The organism is Sphaerospermopsis sp. LEGE 08334 (assembly GCF_015207205.1).
GTDB lineage: Bacteria > Cyanobacteriota > Cyanobacteriia > Cyanobacteriales > Nostocaceae > Sphaerospermopsis.
Genome location: NZ_JADEXH010000012.1, coordinates 86831 through 107105 on the forward strand (window position 1 = coordinate 86831; position 20275 = coordinate 107105).

Below are 20275 nucleotides of genomic sequence, written 5' to 3' on the forward strand. Positions count from 1 at the left end.
ATAAATTTCTGAACAATTCATAGAAAATTAAATTTTATTGATTAAATTAATTAAGTTCTTTGGTAGTTCATTTACCTCTTGAATAGATACAGATTCTTCTCCTATTTCCAAATCACTATCTGTACCGTAATACCAAAATGTTCCATCACCCTCAAAACAAACTTCAGCATAAATATTATCTTTTTCCCAAAACAAACCAACTATTCCTGTACCACTTACCATTGGTTTAGGTAATGATATAGAATCAGGTAAACTTTTTACGAAAGAAATAGTTTCTGCTATTGTTTTTGATTGAGGTGCAATTCCTTCATATCCATCCCAATCATCAGGTAAAGACAAATAATTACGTATTTCATTAATTAGTTTAGCCTTTTTTCTTAGTTTATTAAGCCTAATTTCTTCATTTTCAAAAGCGACATATTTGTGATAGTATTGGTTTGTTTGTACTTCCTGCATCTGCATAGAAATAGAAGTGATCGTTTTGGTTTTCCGCAGAAACTCGTAATTATCTTTTAATAAGTAAGATTTTTCAGGTTGTGACTTTATCTTTAACATTTTTATTCTCCATCACTTTCTTGTAAGCCTAAATCTGCCAAAGTTTTAAGGATTTCCTCTTTATGACTGTCTATAACACTAATGATTTCTAACTCGTCAGTTTTAACTTGCTTTAAGAATCTAGCGCATACTTTGAGTAAAGTAATTGTGGGAATAGCTATCTGTACTTTTAATTCTTCTTCTATTTTTTTTCGTCATTATCTTCTGAAATATCTACAACAGAGTAAAAATTTAGTTTGCTTATGGTTGAACCAACCATAATACCTGCGCCATCAGCATATATTTCTAAGTGTTTTGATTTCATATATAAGATCCTTTAGGTTTTCTGTAGTTGCTGTGAACTTATCAATAATAACATGATCTAGATATTTTAACCATAAAATTATTGATTAATACTGGTTGCTAGAACTGGGAATATCAAAATGAATTTTCCCAATCTCTAGCATCCATATTTAACTTTTCCTTTTCCTCTGGTATCAGAGTATTTGAGTTAATAGGTTCTGCGTATTTACCATTCCTTGAATTGTCGCTTGGGTCCAATGCACTAACCAAGATGGTTGGATGCCAAAAACCACAATTAACACAGCTAAGATTAAAGCAGGAATGCGATCGCTCCAATAGACTCTTGGTAAATTCATCACTTGCTCAGATAACCGCCCAAAAAAGGCACGATTTACCAAAATTAAGAAATAAACCGCCGTTAAACCAGTCCCCAGCATTGATACCAGGGTTTGCACGGGAAAAACTGCATAACTACCGCGAAATACAATAAATTCGGAAATAAAACCCACCATTCCCGGTATACCTGCGCTGGCCATGACTCCTAAAATCATCAAAGTACCAATCACCGGCATTCCTCTTTCTGGGTTCAGTAATCCCCGAATCACTTCTAAATCACGGCTACCAGCTTTTTTATACACAACCCCCACCAAAAGAAACATCAGAGCAGAAATTAAACCGTGACTCACCATTTGCATGACAGCACCCAAGACGCTGAGTGGTGTCGCTGCTGCTGCTGCTAACAAAACATAGCCCATGTGTCCGATAGAACTATAGGCTACCATTTTTTTCATGTCCGTTTGGGCGATCGCACAAGATGCACCAAACAATACACTAATCACCGCCCATGTTGCTAAACTTGGTGCTACATATTCCCAAGCTTGGGGTAACAAGTTCATTCCAAATCTGAGTAAACCGTAAGTTCCTAATTTCAACAATACCCCAGCTAATAAAACAGAAATTGGTGTAGATGCTTCGACGTGAGCATCTGGCAACCAAGTATGAAAAGGAACGAGAGGAATTTTAATGCCAAACCCAACTAAAATTCCTGCTAATAATAATAGTTGAGTGGCTAAAGGTAGAGTGTGAGCATTTAAAGTTGCTAGTCCAAAACTAGGAGAATGACTCAACCAAACCATCCCCAAAAAACTAGCTAAAATTAAGATTCCCGAAATCGCTGTATAGATCAGAAACTTAGTAGCAGCATAACCCCGTCTTGCACCACCCCAAATAGCAATCAAAAGATATAGGGGAATCAATTCCAATTCATAAAACAGGAAAAATAACAATAAATCCTGTGCTAAAAAAGCTCCTGTCACCCCTGCACTCAACAGCAGAATTAAGGAGTAATAAAATTTAGGACGTTGTAGAGATTCATCACTACTATAGATGGCAATACCTGTTAAAAGTCCATTTAACAAAAGCAATGGCAAGGATAAACCATCTACACCTAAATTATAGTTTAAACCTAACGCATCTATCCAGGGTAAAGACTCAGCAAACTGTATTCCGACTTCCCCAGGATTAAATTTAATTGTTAGGAAAACCGTCCACAGAAAAATAATTACCGCAAAAACCAAAGCTATTTTCCGGGCAATTTTCCCACTCAAAGCAGCAGGATAGAAACCAATTAATGCTGCACCCACTAACGGCAGCAATATCAATGTACTTAGCATCATAATGAGGAGTTCAGGAGTTCAGAAGTTCAGGAGTTCAGAATGAAGTAGGGGAAGTAGGGGAGATGGGGAGATGGGGAGGTTAATAACCCAATCACCAATCACCAATCACCTAAAAAGGCAATTTATCCAGTAAACCCAAGGACCAGCTAATAAAGAAACCAAGAAGGCTGATCACAACGAGGATAGTTAACATATAACCTTGAGATTGACCGGAAATGCTGTATTTTAAGCTTTGTCCGCCAAAAATAGTCGCAAAGCCGACTAAATTCACAAACCCATCAACCAAGTAGCGATCGCTCCATGCAGATATCTTGGACAATAATGCTACTGCACTAACTATGGTGAAGCGATAAACTCTGTCAATGTAAAAATCATACCCTAATAAATCCTGCAAAAATCTCCATCCTAAAATTCTGGATCTTGACCAACCTTTATGCAGGTAAATCTTTGAGCCAATCACCACCCCTAAGACCGTGGAAGTCACCAAAGCTAATACAATGTACCAATCAATACTTTCCCAGTTTGGTAGTAAGTACCATTGCTGAAGCATCATTGGTATTAGCAGGGTGATGATAGTTAAAGTCACCATTGGTAAAGCCATTGGCCAACCGACTTCTGGGGCGCGGCGTGTTTTCTGTTGTGGTTGTCCCCAAAAGATCAGCCGGAAAACTCTGGTTAAATTTAAAGCTGTCAAGCCATTAACCAAAACTAAAACTGCAATCACCCAAGGGTTAACTTTGATTAAGCCATCAGCCCAAGCCAACATTGCCCAAAAACTACCCAAGGGTAATAATGTCACCATCCCTGCTGAACCAACTACAAAGGCGGTGGTAGTAGCTGGCATTCTTGACCACAAACCACCCATTTCTGTTAAGTCTTGACTTTGGGTAGTATATATGATAGATCCAGAACTCATAAATAATAAGGCTTTGGCGATTGCATGAGTTAACAACAACATCAAGGCTACACCACCTTGTTCTAAACCCACTGCCAAAAACACCAATCCCATATAGGCGCTTGTAGAGTGAGATAAAGCCCGCTTGATATCAATCTGGGCTATTGACACCAAAGTTGCACCCACCGCAGTCACCGTACCCATAACTACCAAGGCATTCAGAGCGATAGGCGATAAAACTAATATTGGCTGAATCTTGTACAAAACATAAGCACCACCAGCCACTACCAAAGAGTTTCGCATTACCGAAGCTGGGTTTGGTCCTTCCATCGCCTCATCTAACCACAAATGCAGGGGAAACTGAGCGCACTTACCCGCAGGACCAGCAATCAAAGCTATACCCAATAATGTAGATGTTAATGGACTTAAATTAGCTGTTTGTACCCACTCATACAAGTCAGAAAAGTTCAAACTACCAGCTTGGGTGGAAAGCGTGACAACAGCCATCAGCAATAATAAATCTCCCACCCGCTTGGTTAAAAACGCATCTCGCGCTGCTGTGACTACCAAGGGTTGAGCATACCAAAAACCCACCAACAAGTAAGTAGAAAGGGTGAGAACTTCTAACAAAGCATAACTGAGGAACAAAGAATCACTAATCGCTAAACCAGTCAAAGCAGCTTCAAAAAATCCCAAAAGCCCAAAAAATCTGGCTAAAGACCAGTCTTTTTCCATGTAACCCAGGGCATAAATTTGAGCTAATAAACTTAATCCTGTGATTAAAACTATTGCCCCAATACTTACTGGTGACAGTTCTAAAGCAAAGGTTAACTTAAAATCCGCAGTTTGAAACCAAGTAATTAATAAATTTTCTTGGTCTCTGTTCCAGATGTCTCGAAATACAATCAGGCTATGGACAAAACCTAGTAAGGTAGTCAACAAGTTCAAGTAAGCAGCAGGTCTAGGTCCTGTACGTTGAATTAATCCAATGCCCCAAGGCAGTGTTAAAATTGCCCCTAGTAAGCTATAAAAAGGTACAAACCAACTGGTGAAAAATAGAACTTCATTCATTTAATTTTTCCTTGACGACTCAGCCTTTGGTTTCTTAAACAGCCTTAAATCAATCATTTGCTTAAAAAATGTTAATTTTGAAAAAATCAAGTTTTTCTTAACTATTTCTCAAAAAACTTGAATCAGTATTTTTACTTTCACCTGCGCTATTCACGGGCAGTTATATATAAATTTACAAAATTTACAAAATTTACAAAATTTACAGAGTTCGCAGCATGTACTGATTTTCAGTATTCAGCAATCTTGTTAAAAAAACAAAGACAAAAGCCAGTCGGTAAATTTGTATTGTGGAATTGGGCAAACTTTTAATTTCATCAAAAACCTCTCTGCTTATAATTAGGTTAAAACTGATTACTGATAGCTGAATGCTCACTAATTATCTTCTTTAATCATCTGATGGAACATTTGTCTTCCTACTTTGAAAAAAGAATTTTATACTTTATATTTAAAAATCTTATATATCGTTCATTCAATATCTGTGCCAATAGCAAAAATCAAGGAAAGACTGAGACAGTAGAATATACAGCCTCTGTTCAATCCTGAGTAGTTCAGATTAGCCCTGGTTATGAATGTGATTTTTTAAAGTAATAAAAAAATTATAAAGCATAAGTGGCCACTCTAGGAAACCGTGAACTTTGATGTATTTTTTGGGTATATTAAGTTTTGTTAAGTTTTTTAAAAGTATTTTATCATAAACTATTATAGTAATTTATGTTGCCAGGGATGCCAAGGTTTCATATCCTTAATTTTAGAAGTATTTTTCTCCAATGCTCAAAATGAGCATCCCCGTCAAAAAAATACACCCATAGTACAGATTGTATTAAATTTTTAGGAGTTCTGCGATGCCAATTGCAGTTGGAATGATTGAGACAAAAGGGTTTCCAGCAGTAGTAGAAGCTGCGGATGCGATGGTAAAAGCAGCCCGTGTTACCTTAGTAGGCTATGAAAAAATCGGTAGTGCGCGTGTTACCGTAATTGTGCGGGGTGATGTATCTGAAGTACAAGCTTCAGTAGCAGCGGGAATTGAAGCCGCAAGAAGAGTCAATGGTGGTGAAGTTTTGTCTACTCATATCATTGCTCGTCCCCACGAAAACCTAGAATATGTATTACCGATTCGGTACACAGAAGCAGTAGAACAGTTCCGAACCTAAACACTTTTAAAATAAAGTGGTTAAAGGATTTACTTGCTTACGTGGAAAATTTGTCTGTTTGGTGCTTGTTGAAAAATTTGATTTAAGGATAAAAGAATAATGTCAATTGCAGTGGGAATGGTGGAAACCCTGGGCTTTCCAGCAGTAGTAGAAGCTGCTGATGCTATGGTAAAAGCGGCTCGTGTTACCTTAGTAGGCTATGAAAAAATTGGTAGCGGTCGGGTAACAGTTATTGTGCGCGGTGACGTTTCCGAAGTCCAAGCTTCTGTAGCAGCAGGAGTAGAAAACGTGAAACGAGTCAACGGTGGACAAGTGTTGTCTACACACATAATTGCTCGTCCTCACGAAAACCTGGAATATGTACTGCCAATTAGATATACAGAGGATGTTGAACAATTCCGGGAAGGTGTAAGCGGAATTCGTCCTTTCAGAAGCAGACAATAATTAAGAATGCAAATTGCTAAAGTGCGTGGCACAGTAGTTAGCACCCAAAAAGATCCGAGTCTGCGGGGTGTAAAACTACTAATGTTGCAATTAGTAGATGAAAACGGAAATCTCCTCTCAGAATATGAGGTAGCAGCCGATAGTGTGGGAGCAGGAGTAGATGAGTGGGTACTTGTCAGTAGAGGCAGTGCCGCTCGTCAAGTTCTTGGTAACGAACAACGTCCGTTAGATGCAGCAGTAGTGGCGATAATAGATACGATTCACGTTGAAGATCGTTTCATTTACAGCAAAAAAGATCAATATAGATAGTCAGGAAACAGGTGACTGGTGACTGGTGACTGGTGACTGGTGACTGGTGACTGGTGACTGGTGACTGGTGAGAAAAATATAGTTCATCAGAAACCGACTAATGACCAATGACCAATGACCAATGACCAATGACCAATGACCAATAACTAATGACCACTGACAAAAAGCATATTTCAGGAGGAATCTCACAATGGCAGTCCGCAGCACGGCGGCACCCCCAACCCCGTGGTCAAGGAGTTTAGCTGAACCCGATATCCATCAAACCGCTTATGTACATTCTTCTTGTAATCTCATTGGGAATGTACACCTGGGTGCGAATGTGATTATTGCTCCAGGAACTTCGATTAGAGCAGATGAAGGCACACCTTTTTATATTGGTGAAAATACCAACATTCAAGATGGCGTAGTCATTCATGGGTTGGAGCAAGGCCGAGTAATTGGTGATGATGGCGAAAAATACTCGGTATGGATTGGCAAAAGTGCTTCTATTACCCACATGGCGCTGATTCATGGACCAGCTTATGTTGGGGACAGTTGCTTTATAGGTTTTCGCTCCACTGTCTTTAACGCCAGAGTCGGAGCAGGTTGCATCGTCATGATGCACGCATTAATACAAGATGTAGAAATTCCCCCAGGAAAATACGTAGCTTCTGGCTCTATTATTACGACCCAACAACAAGCGGATCGTTTGCCAGATGTACAAGATCAGGATCAGCAATTTGCTCACCACGTTGTGGGGATAAATCAGGCTTTGCGGGCTGGTTATCGCTGTGCAGAGGATCTCAAGTGTATTACCCCAATTCGGGATGAACTGAATGTTTCTGGGGCAAAATCTTATACAAGCATTACCGTTGAAGAATTGGATAGGAGTAGTGAAGTGGCAAGCAAATTGGGTGCAGAAACGATAGAGCAAGTGCGCTATCTACTGGAACAAGGTTATAAAATTGGCACAGAACACGTAGATCAAAGACGTTTCCGCACAGGTTCTTGGCAAAGCTGTAAGGCTATTGAAACCCGGTCATTAGGACAAGCGATCGCAGCCTTAGAATCTTGTTTAGTAGACCACAGTGGCGAGTACGTGCGGTTGTTCGGCATTGACAATGGTAGAAAACGGGTATTAGAAACCATCATTCAACGTCCTGATGGTGTAGTTAGCAACGGTACATCTAGCTTTAAAGCTCCTGCGGCTACATCTTACAGCAGCTACAACGGCAATGGTAATGGTAACGGTGCTGTTGCCAGTGGTAGCCTCAGTGCCGAAACCATTAACCAAATTCGCCAACTTTTGGCTAAGGGCTACAAAATTGGTACAGAACACGTGGATGAGCGTCGTTTCCGTACAGGTACATGGCAAAACTGCCAACCCATTGAAACAAATTCTGCTAATGAGGTAGTAGCAGCGTTAGAAGATTGTATGGTTTCCCATCAGGGGGAATATGTACGTTTAATTGGCATTGATGCTAAAGCTAAACGTCGCGTACTAGAAACCATTATCCAACGTCCTAACGGACAAGTAGTATCTTCTGGCACAGCGAAACCAGCAGCAACTTCTTATGGTGGTGGAACTGCAACCGTAACTAGCACCCGTTTAAGTGCAGAAGTAGTAGATCAACTGAGACAATTGTTACAAGGTGGGTTGAAAATTACCTTGGAACACGTAGACCAGCGCCGTTTCCGTACAGGTACTTGGGCAAGTGCTGGACAAATTGAAGCGAGAACAGAAAGAGATGCGATCGCTGCTGTAGAAGCTTGCCTCTCTGAATATCCAGGTGAATACGTGCGCTTAATTGGAATCGACACCGCAGCAAAACGCCGCGTGTTAGAAGCAATTATTCAGCGTCCATAATTTTAGGTGACAGGTGACAGGTGACAGGTGACAGTATTTCAAGGAGTCAGGAGTCAAGAGAATTTAAGAATAAAGAATTAATTTTTCTTCCCCTGCTTCCCCCACCTCACAAGGGTAGGTATTTTACATTGTCGTCAGGGCAAGACTTGGATGACTTGGAAGGACAGTGGACAAGGGAGGAAAACCGTACAAAATCAGATTTTCTTGGTAACAAGAACAGTCCGTCAAAATACCATTGTGCGTATCAAATCTTCCTTGTCTACAATACCTCCTTGTCTACCTAGTCCTGCCTTCACAGTTAATATTAAAAACCTACCCCTGTGATGCTTCCCCCACCTACCTATCTCAAAATATTCAACATTAATTTTTCCGGCTTCCGAGGTAATAAATTCCATGTCTGTGCCGCTGCTACGCCTGGGCAACAGTTTTAATTCTCTTATGAGTGGCGATGTCAATATTCATGAAACCGCCGTAATAGCACCAGGGGTAATACTCCAAGCAGCTGCCAACAGTAAAATTATTATTGGTCCTGGGGTTTGTATTGGCATGGGGTCAATTCTCCAAGTCAATGAGGGTATCCTAGAAATAGAAGCAGGAGCAAACCTGGGAGCCGGCTTTTTGATGGTTGGCCAAGGCAAAATTGGGGCTAATGCTTGTATTGGTGCTGCTACGACAGTGTTTAACTGTTCCGTCGCACCGGAGCAAGTAGTACCATCAGGTTCAATTCTGGGAGATAGCAGTCGGCAAATTGATGAAAATCAAAATCAACAGGAGGTAGAAACGGCCTCTGATACCACTGAGACAAATCCCCCAGAAGCAGAACCTGAAACACCCAAGGAAAACGTAGTTACTTATACTCAATTTTCTGCTGCGGCTTTTGTGGATTTTAAACAAGAATCTATTTCCGTACCTCCACCTTCTCCCATTCCTAAAAGCCAGTCACCTCCTGTTGCAGAAACTCCCCTAGTTACTGACTCTACCCCCACAGAAACAAATCTCCCAGGTTCACAAGAAACTAACACTCAAGAACCCGAACCCAGTCCAGCTAACACTGAAAGTTCTCAAATTTTTGGAACACAGATATATGGACAAGGAAGCATTAATAGACTATTGACTACATTGTTTCCCAATCGGCAACCCTTGAGTAACCAAAACTCTGAAAATTCCTCAGAGTAAGTGTTATTTGTTAGTTGTCTGCCTTTGCGAGAATCCTGGTGAATTTATGATGGAAACATACAACCAACGCTCTCTTAGTACCATCCATGCACCACGTCGCCGCGATCCCCTCAAGGATGCAGCCTTGGGTATGGTATCCACTCTCAGTTTTCCGGCTATTGTTGGCACGGCTGATATGATGCTCAAGTCGGCTGGTGTTCATTTAGTCGGCTATGAAAAAATTGGTAGTGGTCACTGTACGGCTATTGTTCGGGGTAATATTGCTGATGTACGTCTAGCTGTGGAAGCTGGTGTACAAACAGCAGAACAGTTTGGACAATTGGTGTCTAGTTTGGTTATTCCTCGGCCTTATCCCAATTTGGATATAGTTCTACCTATTAACCGTCTCACGCAAATAATGGAGGATGGCAGTTACAGCCGTTTAAGTAATCAAGCGATTGGTTTGGTCGAAACTCGTGGTTTTCCGGCAATGGTAGGGGCTTGTGATGCTATGCTGAAATCAGCAGATGTCCATTTAGCTTCCTATGAAAAAATTGGTGCGGGCTTGTGTACCGCTATTATTCGGGGTACGGTGGCTAATGTGGCTGTTGCTGTAGAAGCGGGAATGTATGAGGCAGAAAGGATTGGTGAGTTAAACGCTGTCATGGTGATTCCGCGACCTTTGGATGAGTTGGAACAAACCTTGCCTGTGGCTAGTTGCTGGGTGGAAGAACGTCAACCAGTGAATATACCCTTGAATATCAAGGATAAAATTGTTGATGCAGAAGCTGTGGAATTACCTGATTTAGCGAAATTGCCTGTTAAGGTTAAGGAAGAACTTTGGAGTGATGAATGATGAATGGTGAATAATCAATTATATGTAGCTGTGGACAAGAACTTTAAGACATTATTGAAAACTCAAACCTAGTTTTGACAAGGGTTTTACTTTTGCCTTTTGCCTCTTGCCTGATGCTATATTTTCGATATTCAGCATTCATCTTGGGTTGGAAGGCATCTTACGTTTTGTGTTGTTTTGATCATATCTTTTCAATTCCATAAGTCCAATACTACACTTCTGATAGCGAGGATAGGTTTTTCTCTATACTTACACTCATAACTTTAATATGTGTGCCACTACACAATTTGTCAGTGTTAAGTAATACTGAATATATATAGTAGTCGGCAGATAATGAGGATCATCTCAAATTCTACAATATTTGTAAAACAAGAGTTTTCACAATCTTACTGCTGACTAATATATCTAACCCAAGTTGCTAGTTACAAAAAAGTCAGGGTGTAGGGGTGTAGGGGAAAAACTTAATTCTTGGTTCTGAACTTCTGAACTTCTGAACTTCTAACACAACTAGCAAATTAAGTTATCTATTAACTGCTATTAGAGGAGAATCACCTTGAACCAAGCGACACTGCACCAGTTGAAGGTGTTCGAGGCCGCTGCAAGACACGGTAGCTTTACCCGTGCTGCTGAAGAGTTATTTCTCACCCAACCGACTGTATCAATGCAAATCAAGCAACTAACAAAATCTGTGGGGTTGCCATTGTTTGAACAGGTGGGAAAACGCTTATTTTTAACAGAAGCGGGACATGAGTTATTTGCCACTTGTCGCCAGATTTTTGACACTATCGCCCAGTTTGAAATGACTGTTGCAAATTTAAAGGGGCTAAAACAAGGTCAATTGCGTTTGGGGGTAATTACCACGGCTAAATATATTATTCCCCGTTTGTTGGGTCCGTTTTGCCAACAGTATCCGGGAATTGATATTTCGCTACAGGTGACAAATCATGAAGGTATTTTGGATCGGATGATTGCTAATTTGGATGACTTGTATATTATGAGTCAAGTTCCAGATCATCTGGATATCAATTGTCAACCTTTTTTGGAAAATCCTTTGGTGGTTTTTGCTCCTGCTGGACATCCCTTAGCCAAGGAAAAAAATATTCCTTTAGAACGACTGGGAGAAGAACCGTTTATTATGCGGGAACCGGGTTCGGGTACACGCCGCGCTGTGCAAAGTCTCTTAGATGAACATGGGGTGAAGGTCAAGGTGAAATTGGAATTAGGGAGTAATGAAGCAATAAAACAGGCTATAGTTGGAGGCTTGGGAATTTCGGTGCTATCTCGTCATACTTTGTTGACGGATGCCCATGAGTTTAGTATTTTGGATGTACAGCATTTTCCCATTAAGCGGACTTGGTATATAGCTTATCCAGCAGGTAAACAATTATCTATTGTTGCTCGTACTTATTACGAGTATCTATTAGAGGCAGCAAGGAAAATTGTGGAAAAGGAAATTGCTCCTCTCAGTATTAAGGTTGAGCAACTTCCGTCATAAAATTTGCATCAAATTTACATTCAAAACTTCCTTACTGCTTGACGGTGCAACAGGAAACCATTGACAATTAACCAACATAACTATTAAACCAGTGAACAGGCAAAAGGTGACAGTGATAACTGGTAACTGTTAAACATGGTGGAAAACCGGCAATGGTAAACTCGGAATTATCATCTTGGCGTAAAACAATACAAAGCCAGATTGTATCTGTCACAGTCTATGGTGACAAAGCTTTGGTTACAAGAAGAGCTTGTCCTAAGTTGACCATTTTATAGACAATAATATACTTATGTTGACAAAAATGGACATAAGTTAGCTCAGAAAAATGCCAACTTGATATATAATCCTCAGATATCAAGTATTGAATCAGACTATTACCGACGCGAAAACCAATCATTGATAGTGATAGTCTGTTTCCAAATCTTAACCTGAGAAAGTCGCGTTGGGCTACAGCGTGCAAGTCTACTGAGGGATAACCGCTCCCATGCTCCCGTTGAAGTAGAAAGTAAAGTCTAGCTTTGTCTAGGTTTTATATAGCAGGTGTAATATCCTTAACAGGAGAAGAACGAGAGTTATTAATTACACCTTTGCCTGTGACTTTGGAAACGGAGTCTGTGCGGGTAAATGATGCTGGTACGGTAGGGGTGCGGTTGCTGGGAGTCAGCAGCGATCGCATTTATACTACTGAACCATTCATTTCTGAGAATCCGAACATTAATTTATAAGGTTTATTAATCATGGTAAAAATAAAATCAGTCTCTTTTGAAAATTACAAAGCATTTTATGAAAAACAGACAATGCAATTAAAACCAATTACTATTTTGATTGGTAAAAATAGTTCTGGTAAAAGTTCTATTGCTAAATTATTTACTTTGCTGGAAACGTCCCTCAAGGGAGATATTGATGAACCTCTACTATTGAAAAATAATGGAGTGGAATTAGGTGCAGATTTTGATAATTTGTTTCCTGAAAATAACCCTGGAGGAATTAGTTTAAATTTTCAAATTACATTTGAGAATAATATACAAATAGAAGTTGGGTTACTAAAAAAAGTAAATGGTTATGGTTTAGATATTTTCAATTGGAAATATAAAGATAATAACCAGGAATTTGATTTGCAAGATATGAATAATATGAACCCCTTTACTAATGGATACATTAATGAGATTGATCAAAAATTTTATGAGTGCAAATTTAAAGGTTTTACACCCACTGAATTTATAAAAGAAGGTACAAATGAAAATTTATCTGCAAACTTGAAAATACCAAAAATTGATGTAGATTATATTGGACCTTTTAGAATTTTGCCTCAAAGATGCTTTTCTTTAACTGGAAAGACAAAATTTAGAGATACAGGTATTACAGGTGAAAATGCTTATATAATGCTTGGAGTCAGTAAATTAGAGAAAAAAGATAATTTGTATGAGAAGGTGGGAGAGTGGTACAAGGAACATTTTGACGGTTCGGAATTGATAGTAGATGATACAAGTAAAAGACCTCTTATCCAAATTCTACTTTCTAAAAATGATACTGAAGTAAATATTATGGATGTTGGACAAGGAATGAATCAAGCATTACCTTTAGTTGTTCGTGCTAATGTTACTGATAGACCTGACTCAATAATTGTTTTAGAACAACCGGAATTACATTTACATCCTGCTGCACATGGTGATTTAGCTGAACTATTTGCGAAGTCAGCAAAGGAGAATAATCAGACTTTTATTATTGAAACTCATTCTGAAAATATAATCTTGCGTTTGCGGAAATTAATAGTTGAAAATGATTTTGGTTTCACCCAAGATGATTTAATCATTTACTGGATAGAAGATGCTGAGTTGAAAGGTAAAGAACTGAGGGAAATAACAGTTGATGAGGAGGGGGTTTTAAGTGATTGGCCGGAAGGTGTTTTTAATGAAGGTATGAAAGAAATTTTAGAAATGCAAAAAGCACTAAGAAGAAAACAACAAGAACAATAACAGTAACTATAACCAGGATACCAATATGATCATATCTTTCAATCCCGCAATTTTTAAAACTCAAGATGATGATATACAGTCTATTTTAGCTGATATCCTTGTTGAGCTTCTTAAAGATAACCATTTTATAGATCCTAGCAGTATTGCAAACATTTTTTTTGATAATGACAATAAATATATTTTTAATCAAAATAAAATTGCTCAATCTCATTTGTCAGACGCTAAAAGGCAAAATTTAAAAGATTATATTGAGAAGAAAATACATCAAAATCTTACTAAATTGTATAGAAATCATCTTACTCATTTACCTATTGGAAATAATTCTGGAGAAATACACCCCCAGGATGCTTATAAAATTCTGACAGAGCGTTCTAAAATTATTGTAGAAAATGGAATTAATGATTGGAAATTTGTTTGGGGTATCTGCCAAAAATATAGTAATAGTAAAATAAAGAGAAAATCTATTTATAAATTACTAAATAAAGCAATTAGTCAGGAAATGATAGAACCTGATCATGCTGGTGGCATTGGAGATGTTCTCAAAATTACAGAACGTTGGATAAATGCTGATCGCTATCATAATATTTATCAGTATAAATTAATGGCTATTTTTGATAGTGATAGGGAAATTAGAAATGGTTTTAAAACACCTCATATAGATAAAATTGGTTTTTTTAAAAAAAGAGAAATTAAAAATATCCAAGAGAGTGACTATGAATATGAACCTAATGACCTAATTATATGGCATATTCTATACAAGAGAAAAATAGAAAATTATATTCCTTTAGATATACTGTTTGAAAAAGCTCCACTAATTACTCAAGCACAGAAAAGTGATTTACTTAGTAAAAGTGAAAGTGATTTAGATTTTATAGACTATAATAAGGATAATATAGGTCAAATAGATATCAAAGAAGAATTTCCAAAAATGTTTCTGGATAATTTTTCTTACCGACTACTTGAACAAAGATGCGAACATCACAAAGTGAGAATTGAATTACCTGATGGAACAATAGAGGAAATTTCTGAAATAGAACAAATTTTACTAAAAATAGCGAAAATAATATGAATGATAACATAAGCATCAAGCCTGATACTATATTTCTTGAAGACTTATTAAATGATATAGCTAATGGGGTATACAAAATACCGGAATTTCAAAGAGAATTTGTTTGGGAAAATTCTCAAAAAATTGAATTGTTTGATAGTATTTTGAAAGGCTATCCCATAGGTAGTTTATTATTTTGGGAAACTAAAGGATATAAAACTAAAGATAAAATAGGTCCATATACTATAAAAAAAGAAAGTAGTGATACTAGATATGTTTTGGATGGATTTCAAAGAATATCGACTTTATTTGGTTCATTGATGAACCCTAAAGAATCTATCCAAGTAGATAGAGATGAATTAAACGATTATTTAATTTACTTTGATATTAGGGAAAATAATTTTAGCTATATAAGAAGAAATAAAAAAAGTAATAACACTTTTTCAATTCCTATTTATGAAATTTACGATAATCGTGAATTATTTAATTTTATACGCAAATTAGATCGTGAATTAGATAAAATAGATATTACAGAATTTGAGAAAAATCAATACATTGATAATGCCAGAAATTTACATAATATTTTACATAAATATAGATTACCTTATGTAAATATAAAAGGAGGAGATATAAAAAGTGCTGTAGAAATTTTCTCGCGAATTAACTCAACAGGAACAAAAATTTCTAAAGATTTTATGCTTTCCGCACTTAGCTACAATAAAGAAACGGGATTTGTACTTAGTGACTCAATTACTGAGTTTGTAAACAGCTTGAATATTTATAATTTTGAAGATTTAAAAAGAGATATAATTTTAAACTGTATTGCTAATAATGTTAACAATGTACCTGGTAAGATTTATTTTGATGTGAGGATAGAAGAATTAATTAATAAATCTGATTTAGAATTATGTACTAATCATGCTTACCGATATATTCAAAAATCAGTAGAGTTTTTGTATAAAAAATTTGTACTAGATGTACGCCTGCTACCCTATCCGTCTCAATTAATTTTCATATCTGAATATTTTAGATTAAACTCAGCACCTACAGATGAAGAATATCAAAAATTAGAGAATTGGTTTTGGATAACTACATACTCTAATTATTTTACAAGATATTCTTTATTAAGTCAACAAAGAAATGCTTATCAAGTATTTTGTCAATTTGCAAAGGGAGAACACGATGATGGAATTTATAGAGTTAATGATGATATTGAATTTACTACAGCTAAGTATCCAAGTAAATTAAATTTTACAGGAGTTAGACCTAAAGCATTACAATTATTTTATTTAAAATCAATTCTTGGTAATAGTGAACCTCAAGATATGGAAGGAATAAAGGAAATTTTTATTTCTTCTAAAAAGGATAGAACTCCAGGTAATATAATTTTGAGATTATCTTCTGAATTTGATCTATCACCTGAGAAAAAAACATTAGCTAACTTTATTAACACTTCTCAACCTGATGTTTTAGAAAAGCATTTTATAACAGAAGAAATGGTTACTTTATATAAACAGGGGAAAATAGATGATTTTGTTTCTCAAAGAGATGAGTATTTAAAATCTAAAGAAAGTAAATTTGTTGAAAGTTTTAATATTCAATATGTAGATTAAATTCTGAGAAATATCTGGTAATTTTACCTATTTCCTGTTCCTTATTCCCCAAGCCCTATTCCCAAATCCCCCAAATAGTGTATAATTCTTACCTCAATAGGTTCAAAATCAGATATTATGACTATGCTTCCTAATTTGCAACGTGCATTTGCTAACCGCAGTGTTTTAAAAGTAATTAGCGGTTTAAATAATTTTAACGCTGAAAGTGTTGCTGCTACTGTGAAAGCGGCTGATCTGGGTGGTGCGACTTTTGTTGATATCGCTGCTGATGCGGCTTTGGTACATTTAGCTAAAAGCTTGACTAAATTACCTGTTTGTGTTTCCGCTGTTGAACCAGAAAAATTTGTAGAAGCTGTTGCTGCTGGTGCTGATTTAATTGAAATCGGTAATTTTGATTCTTTTTACGCTCAAGGTCGCAGATTTGAAGCAGATGAAGTTTTGGCGTTAACTCACCAAACTCGCGCTTTGTTACCAAACATCACTTTATCTGTGACTGTTCCCCATATCCTGACTTTGGATCAGCAAGTACAATTAGCTGAAGATTTGGTAAAAGCTGGTGCTGATATCATCCAAACTGAAGGCGGTACTAGCAGTCAACCCGTTCACCCCGGTACTTTGGGTTTGATTGAAAAAGCTGCTCCCACTTTAGCGGCTGCTTATGAAATTTCCCGCGCTGTTTCTGTACCTGTTTTGTGTGCTTCTGGTATTTCTAATGTGACTGCACCTCTGGCTGTTGCTGCTGGTGCGGCTGGTGTGGGTGTGGGTTCTGCTATTAACCAACTCAATAGCGAAATTGCCATGATCGCTGCTGTGCGTGGTTTAGTAGAAGCTTTAACAACTGTGAGCGATCGCACTTTTGCATAAAAGGCAGGTGACAGGTGACAGGTGACAGATAAAAATTTTGTTCTCTCCTGCTTCCTGTTACCTTGAACAAACTCCTGGATACAAAAAACGCAGATGAACGCAGATAGACGCAGATGGTTATAAATATTTTTTTGTCAAGAGTTTATTTGTACTATTCGGTTTTTCAGATAAGTTTACCCCTAAAATTGGTGCAAGTAACATCTATTTTTTCTCAGTGTTTTTTGATGTTGATTTAAGTATAGATTTTGCAAATATTTGTATATCAAGGGTTAAAAGATGGCAATTTTTGATATTTAGAAAATTTGACATACTTACCCTGATTTTGAAATTTGGAAAAATTATAGCAAATGCCGGAAACTATTGCAATACCGTAGAGAAATAAAAATAATTCTCAATAATGTGTTAAGAAATGTTAAGCTAAAATGGTTGTAATATTTGAATATGTAAACAGCTACTACTTTAAGATAAGTTAGAGTTATAAAAATATGAGTTTCTGAGTGGCGGTAAAATATGTTTATTCGCTTTTTTTATTGTTAAGGCGCATTTTTTTATTTCACGCAGAGACGCAGAGGCGCAGAGAGGAATTAAAATTAGAATTTGAGTTGGGGAGAAGTTTCTCACCCCTCCCTCTTAACTGTCACCTGTCACCTCTTCTAACTTAAACAGTCTTTTAAGGCATAAATGACTTTATCTTGCTGTTCCTGGGTGAGTTCTGGGAACATGGGTAAAGATATCACTTCATGACAAGCTTGTTCTGATACTGGTAATTGTCCTGGTTGATAGCCTAAATTTTCATAAACTGGTTGTAGGTGTAAAGGACGGGGATAGTAAAGCATGGTGCTGACTTCTTGATCTTGCAGTTGTGTCCGCACCCAGTCCCGATATTTGGAACTTGCTCCGTTTCTTTCTTGGCTGGAAACGCGGATGGTATATTGATTCCAAACTGCTTCTCCTCCTAATAATTCTTGGGGGGGAGTAATGCCAGGAATTTGACTGAGGTATTGATAATAATATGTTGCTATTTTTTGTCTGTATTTGTTCCAGGTGTCTAAATAGCGGAGTTTAATTTGGAGGATGACTGCTTGAATGGCATCTAAACGACTGTTAACTCCGATTTCTTCATGAATGTATCGGACTTTGCTACCGTGTTCTCGTAATATCCGCAGTTTAGCAGCGATCGCACTATCGTTAGTTGTAATTGCACCCCCATCACCGCAACCTCCAAGGTTTTTGGTGGGGTAAAAGCTAAAACAACCAATATGACCAATACTACCGACTTTTTGATTTTCCCAACTTGCACCGGTGGCTTGAGCGCAATCTTCAATTACTGCTAAATTATGAGAGTTTGCGATCGCCATTAATGCTGTCATATCGACAGGTAAACCAAAGAGGTGAACGGGGATAATAGCTTTGGTTTTCGGTGTAATTGCTGCGGCTATTTGGGTGACATCTAAATTAAAGGTAGTGGCATCAATATCTACAAAAACAGGTGTTGCACCGACAGCAGTTATGACTTCAGTGGTAGCAAAAAAGCTAAAAGGTGTGGTAATAACTTCATCACCTGCACCAATTTCTAAAGCACGTAAAGCCAGATATAAAGCGTCAGTACCGGAATTACAGGCTACACATTCCGTCACACCATGATAAGCTGCAAACTGTTGTTCAAAACCTTCTACCGCAGGACCACCAATATAACGGCCAGAACTGAGAACTTCTAAAACAGCATGACTGACTTCGGCTTCAATAGCGGCATATTGCTGTTTTATATCAAATGCAGGAACGGAATTTACACTTTGGATCATAGTTGTTATTTTATCAAGAGATTCAAAAGATACACTTTTAACGGTGATATAGCAGTATACAGGGTAGTTATGACATTAATTTACGACATTAATTGATCATAAAACTAGGACTAAAATAGGTTGTACTTCTGCCTCCTGCCTGTAGACTATCTCAGGAAATAAAGAAACCATGCCGGATTTGATTAAATTGGATATTGTAGATTTAGTGTTAGCTGTGGGTTTAATGGCGATCGCTATTGGTTTATCTGTCTGGGAAAAATTAGGACTAGAGTTAAACCTAGCATTAGCCACCGGTAGAACCATCCTCCAACTTATAGTATTAGGATACGTTTTAGACTTCATTTTTGCTGTTGACAATGTTTGGGCTGTTGTGGGAATTTTCACAATCATTCTCACAATTACGGCGATTGTCGCACGAAACCGCATCAGTCAAAAAATTCCTTTGCTACTGCCTTTAGTTTGGGTAGTGATTTTTGCTAGTACGTCATTCACCTTACTTTACACCAATTTTTTGATTATCCAACCTGACAGATGGTATGAACCCCGTTATTTAATTCCTTTGGGTGGTATATTGATCGGTAACGCTATGAATGCCGCAGCAGTAGCCGGAGAAAGGCTAGTTAGCACTATTAATCAATTTCCTACAGAAATAGAAACACACCTCAGTTTAGGTGCAACACCCCAGCAAGCTATTAGTCACTATCGCAAGGATGCAATTAAAGCTGCATTGGTTCCTACTTTAAATCAAATGATGTTAATTGGCATGGTGACAATACCCACTTTTACCAGTGGACAATTATTAGCTGGAGTATCTGCATTAGAAGCGGTTTCTTATGAAATTTTAATTATTTTTATGGTTGCTGTTGTTAATTTGTTGACGACTATTTTTGTCACTAAAGGTTTATGTCGGCAGTTTTTTAATGATGCGATGCAGTTGGTGAGGTGATTAATTGACAATTGACAATTGACAGTTGACAATTATTTTAAGCTTAACTGTAAAAAACTAGGTAAAGCATCAGGTAATTTTTTACTGATATTTCTTTCACACTCTATTAAAACTTGCTCTGATATCACTAATTGAAATAAACCTATCTCTGCCATTGTTAATACACCACGACTAGCTCCTGTCCGCGAAGCAGAACCAGCAATGAGAATACTAGAATCAGCAAATACTTTACGCATTAATTTTTATGAATATCCAGACTTGATGATTATTTAAATGAATAAAACCGTATTA

Annotated in this window: 19 protein-coding genes and 1 pseudogene; 13 read left to right on the forward strand and 7 right to left on the reverse strand. The window is 37.5% G+C overall.

Annotated elements, in window-relative coordinates; translation table 11 throughout:
* Positions 1–27 precede the first annotated feature (27 nt).
* The 4 genes from IQ237_RS09115 to IQ237_RS09125 all read right to left on the reverse strand — a co-directional run bounded on the left by IQ237_RS09115 (position 28) and on the right by IQ237_RS09125 (position 4479).
* The gene (locus IQ237_RS09115) at positions 28–555 is read right to left on the reverse strand and encodes a hypothetical protein (RefSeq protein WP_194054300.1); all 528 of its coding nucleotides are present in this window, start codon (positions 553–555) and stop codon (positions 28–30) included.
* A gap of 181 nt (positions 556–736) precedes the next feature.
* Positions 737–859, reverse strand: a complete 123-nt coding sequence (locus IQ237_RS26660) for a hypothetical protein (RefSeq protein ID WP_255512639.1) — start codon at positions 857–859, stop codon at positions 737–739.
* A gap of 172 nt (positions 860–1031) precedes the next feature.
* Positions 1032–2510, reverse strand: a complete 1479-nt coding sequence (locus IQ237_RS09120) for an NADH-quinone oxidoreductase subunit M (RefSeq protein ID WP_194054365.1) — start codon at positions 2508–2510, stop codon at positions 1032–1034.
* A 112-nt stretch (positions 2511–2622) separates the two neighbouring features.
* A complete protein-coding gene (locus IQ237_RS09125; RefSeq protein ID WP_194054301.1) occupies positions 2623–4479 on the reverse strand; it encodes an NAD(P)H-quinone oxidoreductase subunit F in 1857 nt (618 codons plus the stop codon).
* An 842-nt stretch (positions 4480–5321) separates the two neighbouring features.
* Between IQ237_RS09125 and IQ237_RS09130 the strand changes: the two genes are divergently transcribed.
* From IQ237_RS09130 to IQ237_RS09160, 7 genes are all read left to right on the forward strand, one after another.
* Positions 5322–5630 (forward strand): carbon dioxide-concentrating mechanism protein CcmK, encoded by a 309-nt coding sequence (locus IQ237_RS09130; RefSeq protein ID WP_006276527.1) that lies wholly within the window; start codon positions 5322–5324, stop codon positions 5628–5630.
* Between the two features lie 99 nt (positions 5631–5729).
* Complete coding sequence (locus IQ237_RS09135; RefSeq protein WP_096571313.1) at positions 5730–6074, forward strand: carbon dioxide-concentrating mechanism protein CcmK; 345 nt, start codon at positions 5730–5732, stop codon at positions 6072–6074.
* A 6-nt stretch (positions 6075–6080) separates the two neighbouring features.
* Positions 6081–6383 carry a EutN/CcmL family microcompartment protein gene (locus IQ237_RS09140; RefSeq protein WP_096571311.1) on the forward strand — a complete coding sequence of 101 codons (303 nt, stop codon included), beginning with the start codon at positions 6081–6083 and terminating at the stop codon, positions 6381–6383.
* Between the two features lie 190 nt (positions 6384–6573).
* Positions 6574–8229: a ribulose bisphosphate carboxylase small subunit gene (locus IQ237_RS09145; protein WP_194054303.1), complete on the forward strand. Its 1656-nt coding sequence runs from the start codon at positions 6574–6576 to the stop codon at positions 8227–8229.
* Between the two features lie 393 nt (positions 8230–8622).
* Positions 8623–9405, forward strand: coding sequence for a transferase (locus IQ237_RS09150; protein WP_194054305.1), 783 nt, complete (start codon positions 8623–8625; stop codon positions 9403–9405).
* 49 nt (positions 9406–9454) lie between these two features.
* Entirely contained in the window at positions 9455–10240 is a 786-nt protein-coding gene (locus IQ237_RS09155; RefSeq protein WP_096571305.1) for a carbon dioxide-concentrating mechanism protein CcmK, read from the forward strand.
* Positions 10241–10793: 553 nt separating this feature from the next.
* Complete coding sequence (locus IQ237_RS09160; protein WP_194054307.1) at positions 10794–11735, forward strand: LysR family transcriptional regulator; 942 nt, start codon at positions 10794–10796, stop codon at positions 11733–11735.
* A 67-nt stretch (positions 11736–11802) separates the two neighbouring features.
* Here the strand turns inward: IQ237_RS09160 and IQ237_RS09165 are convergent, their stop codons facing one another.
* Complete coding sequence (locus tag IQ237_RS09165) at positions 11803–11949, reverse strand: hypothetical protein (protein ID WP_194054309.1); 147 nt, start codon at positions 11947–11949, stop codon at positions 11803–11805.
* A gap of 325 nt (positions 11950–12274) precedes the next feature.
* Between IQ237_RS09165 and IQ237_RS09170 the strand changes: the two are divergent.
* From IQ237_RS09170 to IQ237_RS09190, 5 genes and pseudogenes are all read left to right on the forward strand, one after another.
* Positions 12275–12427 (forward strand): annotated as a pseudogene (locus IQ237_RS09170) (hypothetical protein); the annotation flags it as partial.
* Positions 12428–12472: 45 nt separating this feature from the next.
* Complete coding sequence (locus tag IQ237_RS09175; protein WP_194054313.1) at positions 12473–13711, forward strand: DUF3696 domain-containing protein; 1239 nt, start codon at positions 12473–12475, stop codon at positions 13709–13711.
* 25 nt (positions 13712–13736) lie between these two features.
* A complete protein-coding gene (locus IQ237_RS09180) occupies positions 13737–14780 on the forward strand; it encodes a hypothetical protein (RefSeq protein ID WP_194054315.1) in 1044 nt (347 codons plus the stop codon).
* A complete protein-coding gene (locus IQ237_RS09185) occupies positions 14777–16372 on the forward strand; it encodes a DUF262 domain-containing protein (protein ID WP_194054317.1) in 1596 nt (531 codons plus the stop codon). Before IQ237_RS09180 ends, IQ237_RS09185 begins: the two co-directional genes overlap by 4 nt.
* Before the next feature lie 117 nt (positions 16373–16489).
* Positions 16490–17236: a DUF561 domain-containing protein gene (locus IQ237_RS09190; protein WP_194054319.1), complete on the forward strand. Its 747-nt coding sequence runs from the start codon at positions 16490–16492 to the stop codon at positions 17234–17236.
* A gap of 653 nt (positions 17237–17889) precedes the next feature.
* Here the strand turns inward: IQ237_RS09190 and IQ237_RS09195 are convergent.
* Positions 17890–19038, reverse strand: a complete 1149-nt coding sequence (locus IQ237_RS09195) for a DegT/DnrJ/EryC1/StrS aminotransferase family protein (RefSeq protein WP_194054321.1) — start codon at positions 19036–19038, stop codon at positions 17890–17892.
* A 169-nt stretch (positions 19039–19207) separates the two neighbouring features.
* On the opposite strand from IQ237_RS09195, the gene IQ237_RS09200 reads away from it, so the two are divergent.
* Complete coding sequence (locus tag IQ237_RS09200; protein ID WP_194054330.1) at positions 19208–19984, forward strand: ABC transporter permease; 777 nt, start codon at positions 19208–19210, stop codon at positions 19982–19984.
* 32 nt (positions 19985–20016) lie between these two features.
* On the opposite strand, the gene IQ237_RS09205 is transcribed toward IQ237_RS09200, so the two are convergent.
* Positions 20017–20220, reverse strand: coding sequence for a PIN domain-containing protein (locus IQ237_RS09205; protein ID WP_194054332.1), 204 nt, complete (start codon positions 20218–20220; stop codon positions 20017–20019).
* Positions 20221–20275: the final 55 nt, after the last annotated feature.

Excerpts from the sequence above, each read along its gene's own strand:
- IQ237_RS26660 (WP_255512639.1), bottom strand. The coding sequence starts at position 859 with ATGAAATCAAAACACTTAGAAATATATGCTGATGGCGCAGGTATTATG.
- IQ237_RS09115 (WP_194054300.1), bottom strand. The coding sequence starts at position 555 with ATGTTAAAGATAAAGTCACAACCTGAAAAATCTTACTTATTAAAAGAT.
- IQ237_RS09190 (WP_194054319.1), top strand. The coding sequence starts at position 16,490 with ATGACTATGCTTCCTAATTTGCAACGTGCATTTGCTAACCGCAGTGTT.
- IQ237_RS09185 (WP_194054317.1), top strand. The coding sequence starts at position 14,777 with ATGAATGATAACATAAGCATCAAGCCTGATACTATATTTCTTGAAGAC.
- IQ237_RS09200 (WP_194054330.1), top strand. The coding sequence starts at position 19,208 with ATGCCGGATTTGATTAAATTGGATATTGTAGATTTAGTGTTAGCTGTG.
- IQ237_RS09205 (WP_194054332.1), bottom strand. The coding sequence starts at position 20,220 with ATGCGTAAAGTATTTGCTGATTCTAGTATTCTCATTGCTGGTTCTGCT.
- IQ237_RS09140 (WP_096571311.1), top strand. The coding sequence starts at position 6,081 with ATGCAAATTGCTAAAGTGCGTGGCACAGTAGTTAGCACCCAAAAAGAT.
- IQ237_RS09120 (WP_194054365.1), bottom strand. The coding sequence starts at position 2,510 with ATGCTAAGTACATTGATATTGCTGCCGTTAGTGGGTGCAGCATTAATT.
- IQ237_RS09180 (WP_194054315.1), top strand. The coding sequence starts at position 13,737 with ATGATCATATCTTTCAATCCCGCAATTTTTAAAACTCAAGATGATGAT.
- IQ237_RS09150 (WP_194054305.1), top strand. The coding sequence starts at position 8,623 with ATGTCTGTGCCGCTGCTACGCCTGGGCAACAGTTTTAATTCTCTTATG.
- IQ237_RS09175 (WP_194054313.1), top strand. The coding sequence starts at position 12,473 with ATGGTAAAAATAAAATCAGTCTCTTTTGAAAATTACAAAGCATTTTAT.
- IQ237_RS09195 (WP_194054321.1), bottom strand. The coding sequence starts at position 19,038 with ATGATCCAAAGTGTAAATTCCGTTCCTGCATTTGATATAAAACAGCAA.
- IQ237_RS09155 (WP_096571305.1), top strand. The coding sequence starts at position 9,455 with ATGGAAACATACAACCAACGCTCTCTTAGTACCATCCATGCACCACGT.
- IQ237_RS09145 (WP_194054303.1), top strand. The coding sequence starts at position 6,574 with ATGGCAGTCCGCAGCACGGCGGCACCCCCAACCCCGTGGTCAAGGAGT.
- IQ237_RS09135 (WP_096571313.1), top strand. The coding sequence starts at position 5,730 with ATGTCAATTGCAGTGGGAATGGTGGAAACCCTGGGCTTTCCAGCAGTA.
- IQ237_RS09125 (WP_194054301.1), bottom strand. The coding sequence starts at position 4,479 with ATGAATGAAGTTCTATTTTTCACCAGTTGGTTTGTACCTTTTTATAGC.
- IQ237_RS09130 (WP_006276527.1), top strand. The coding sequence starts at position 5,322 with ATGCCAATTGCAGTTGGAATGATTGAGACAAAAGGGTTTCCAGCAGTA.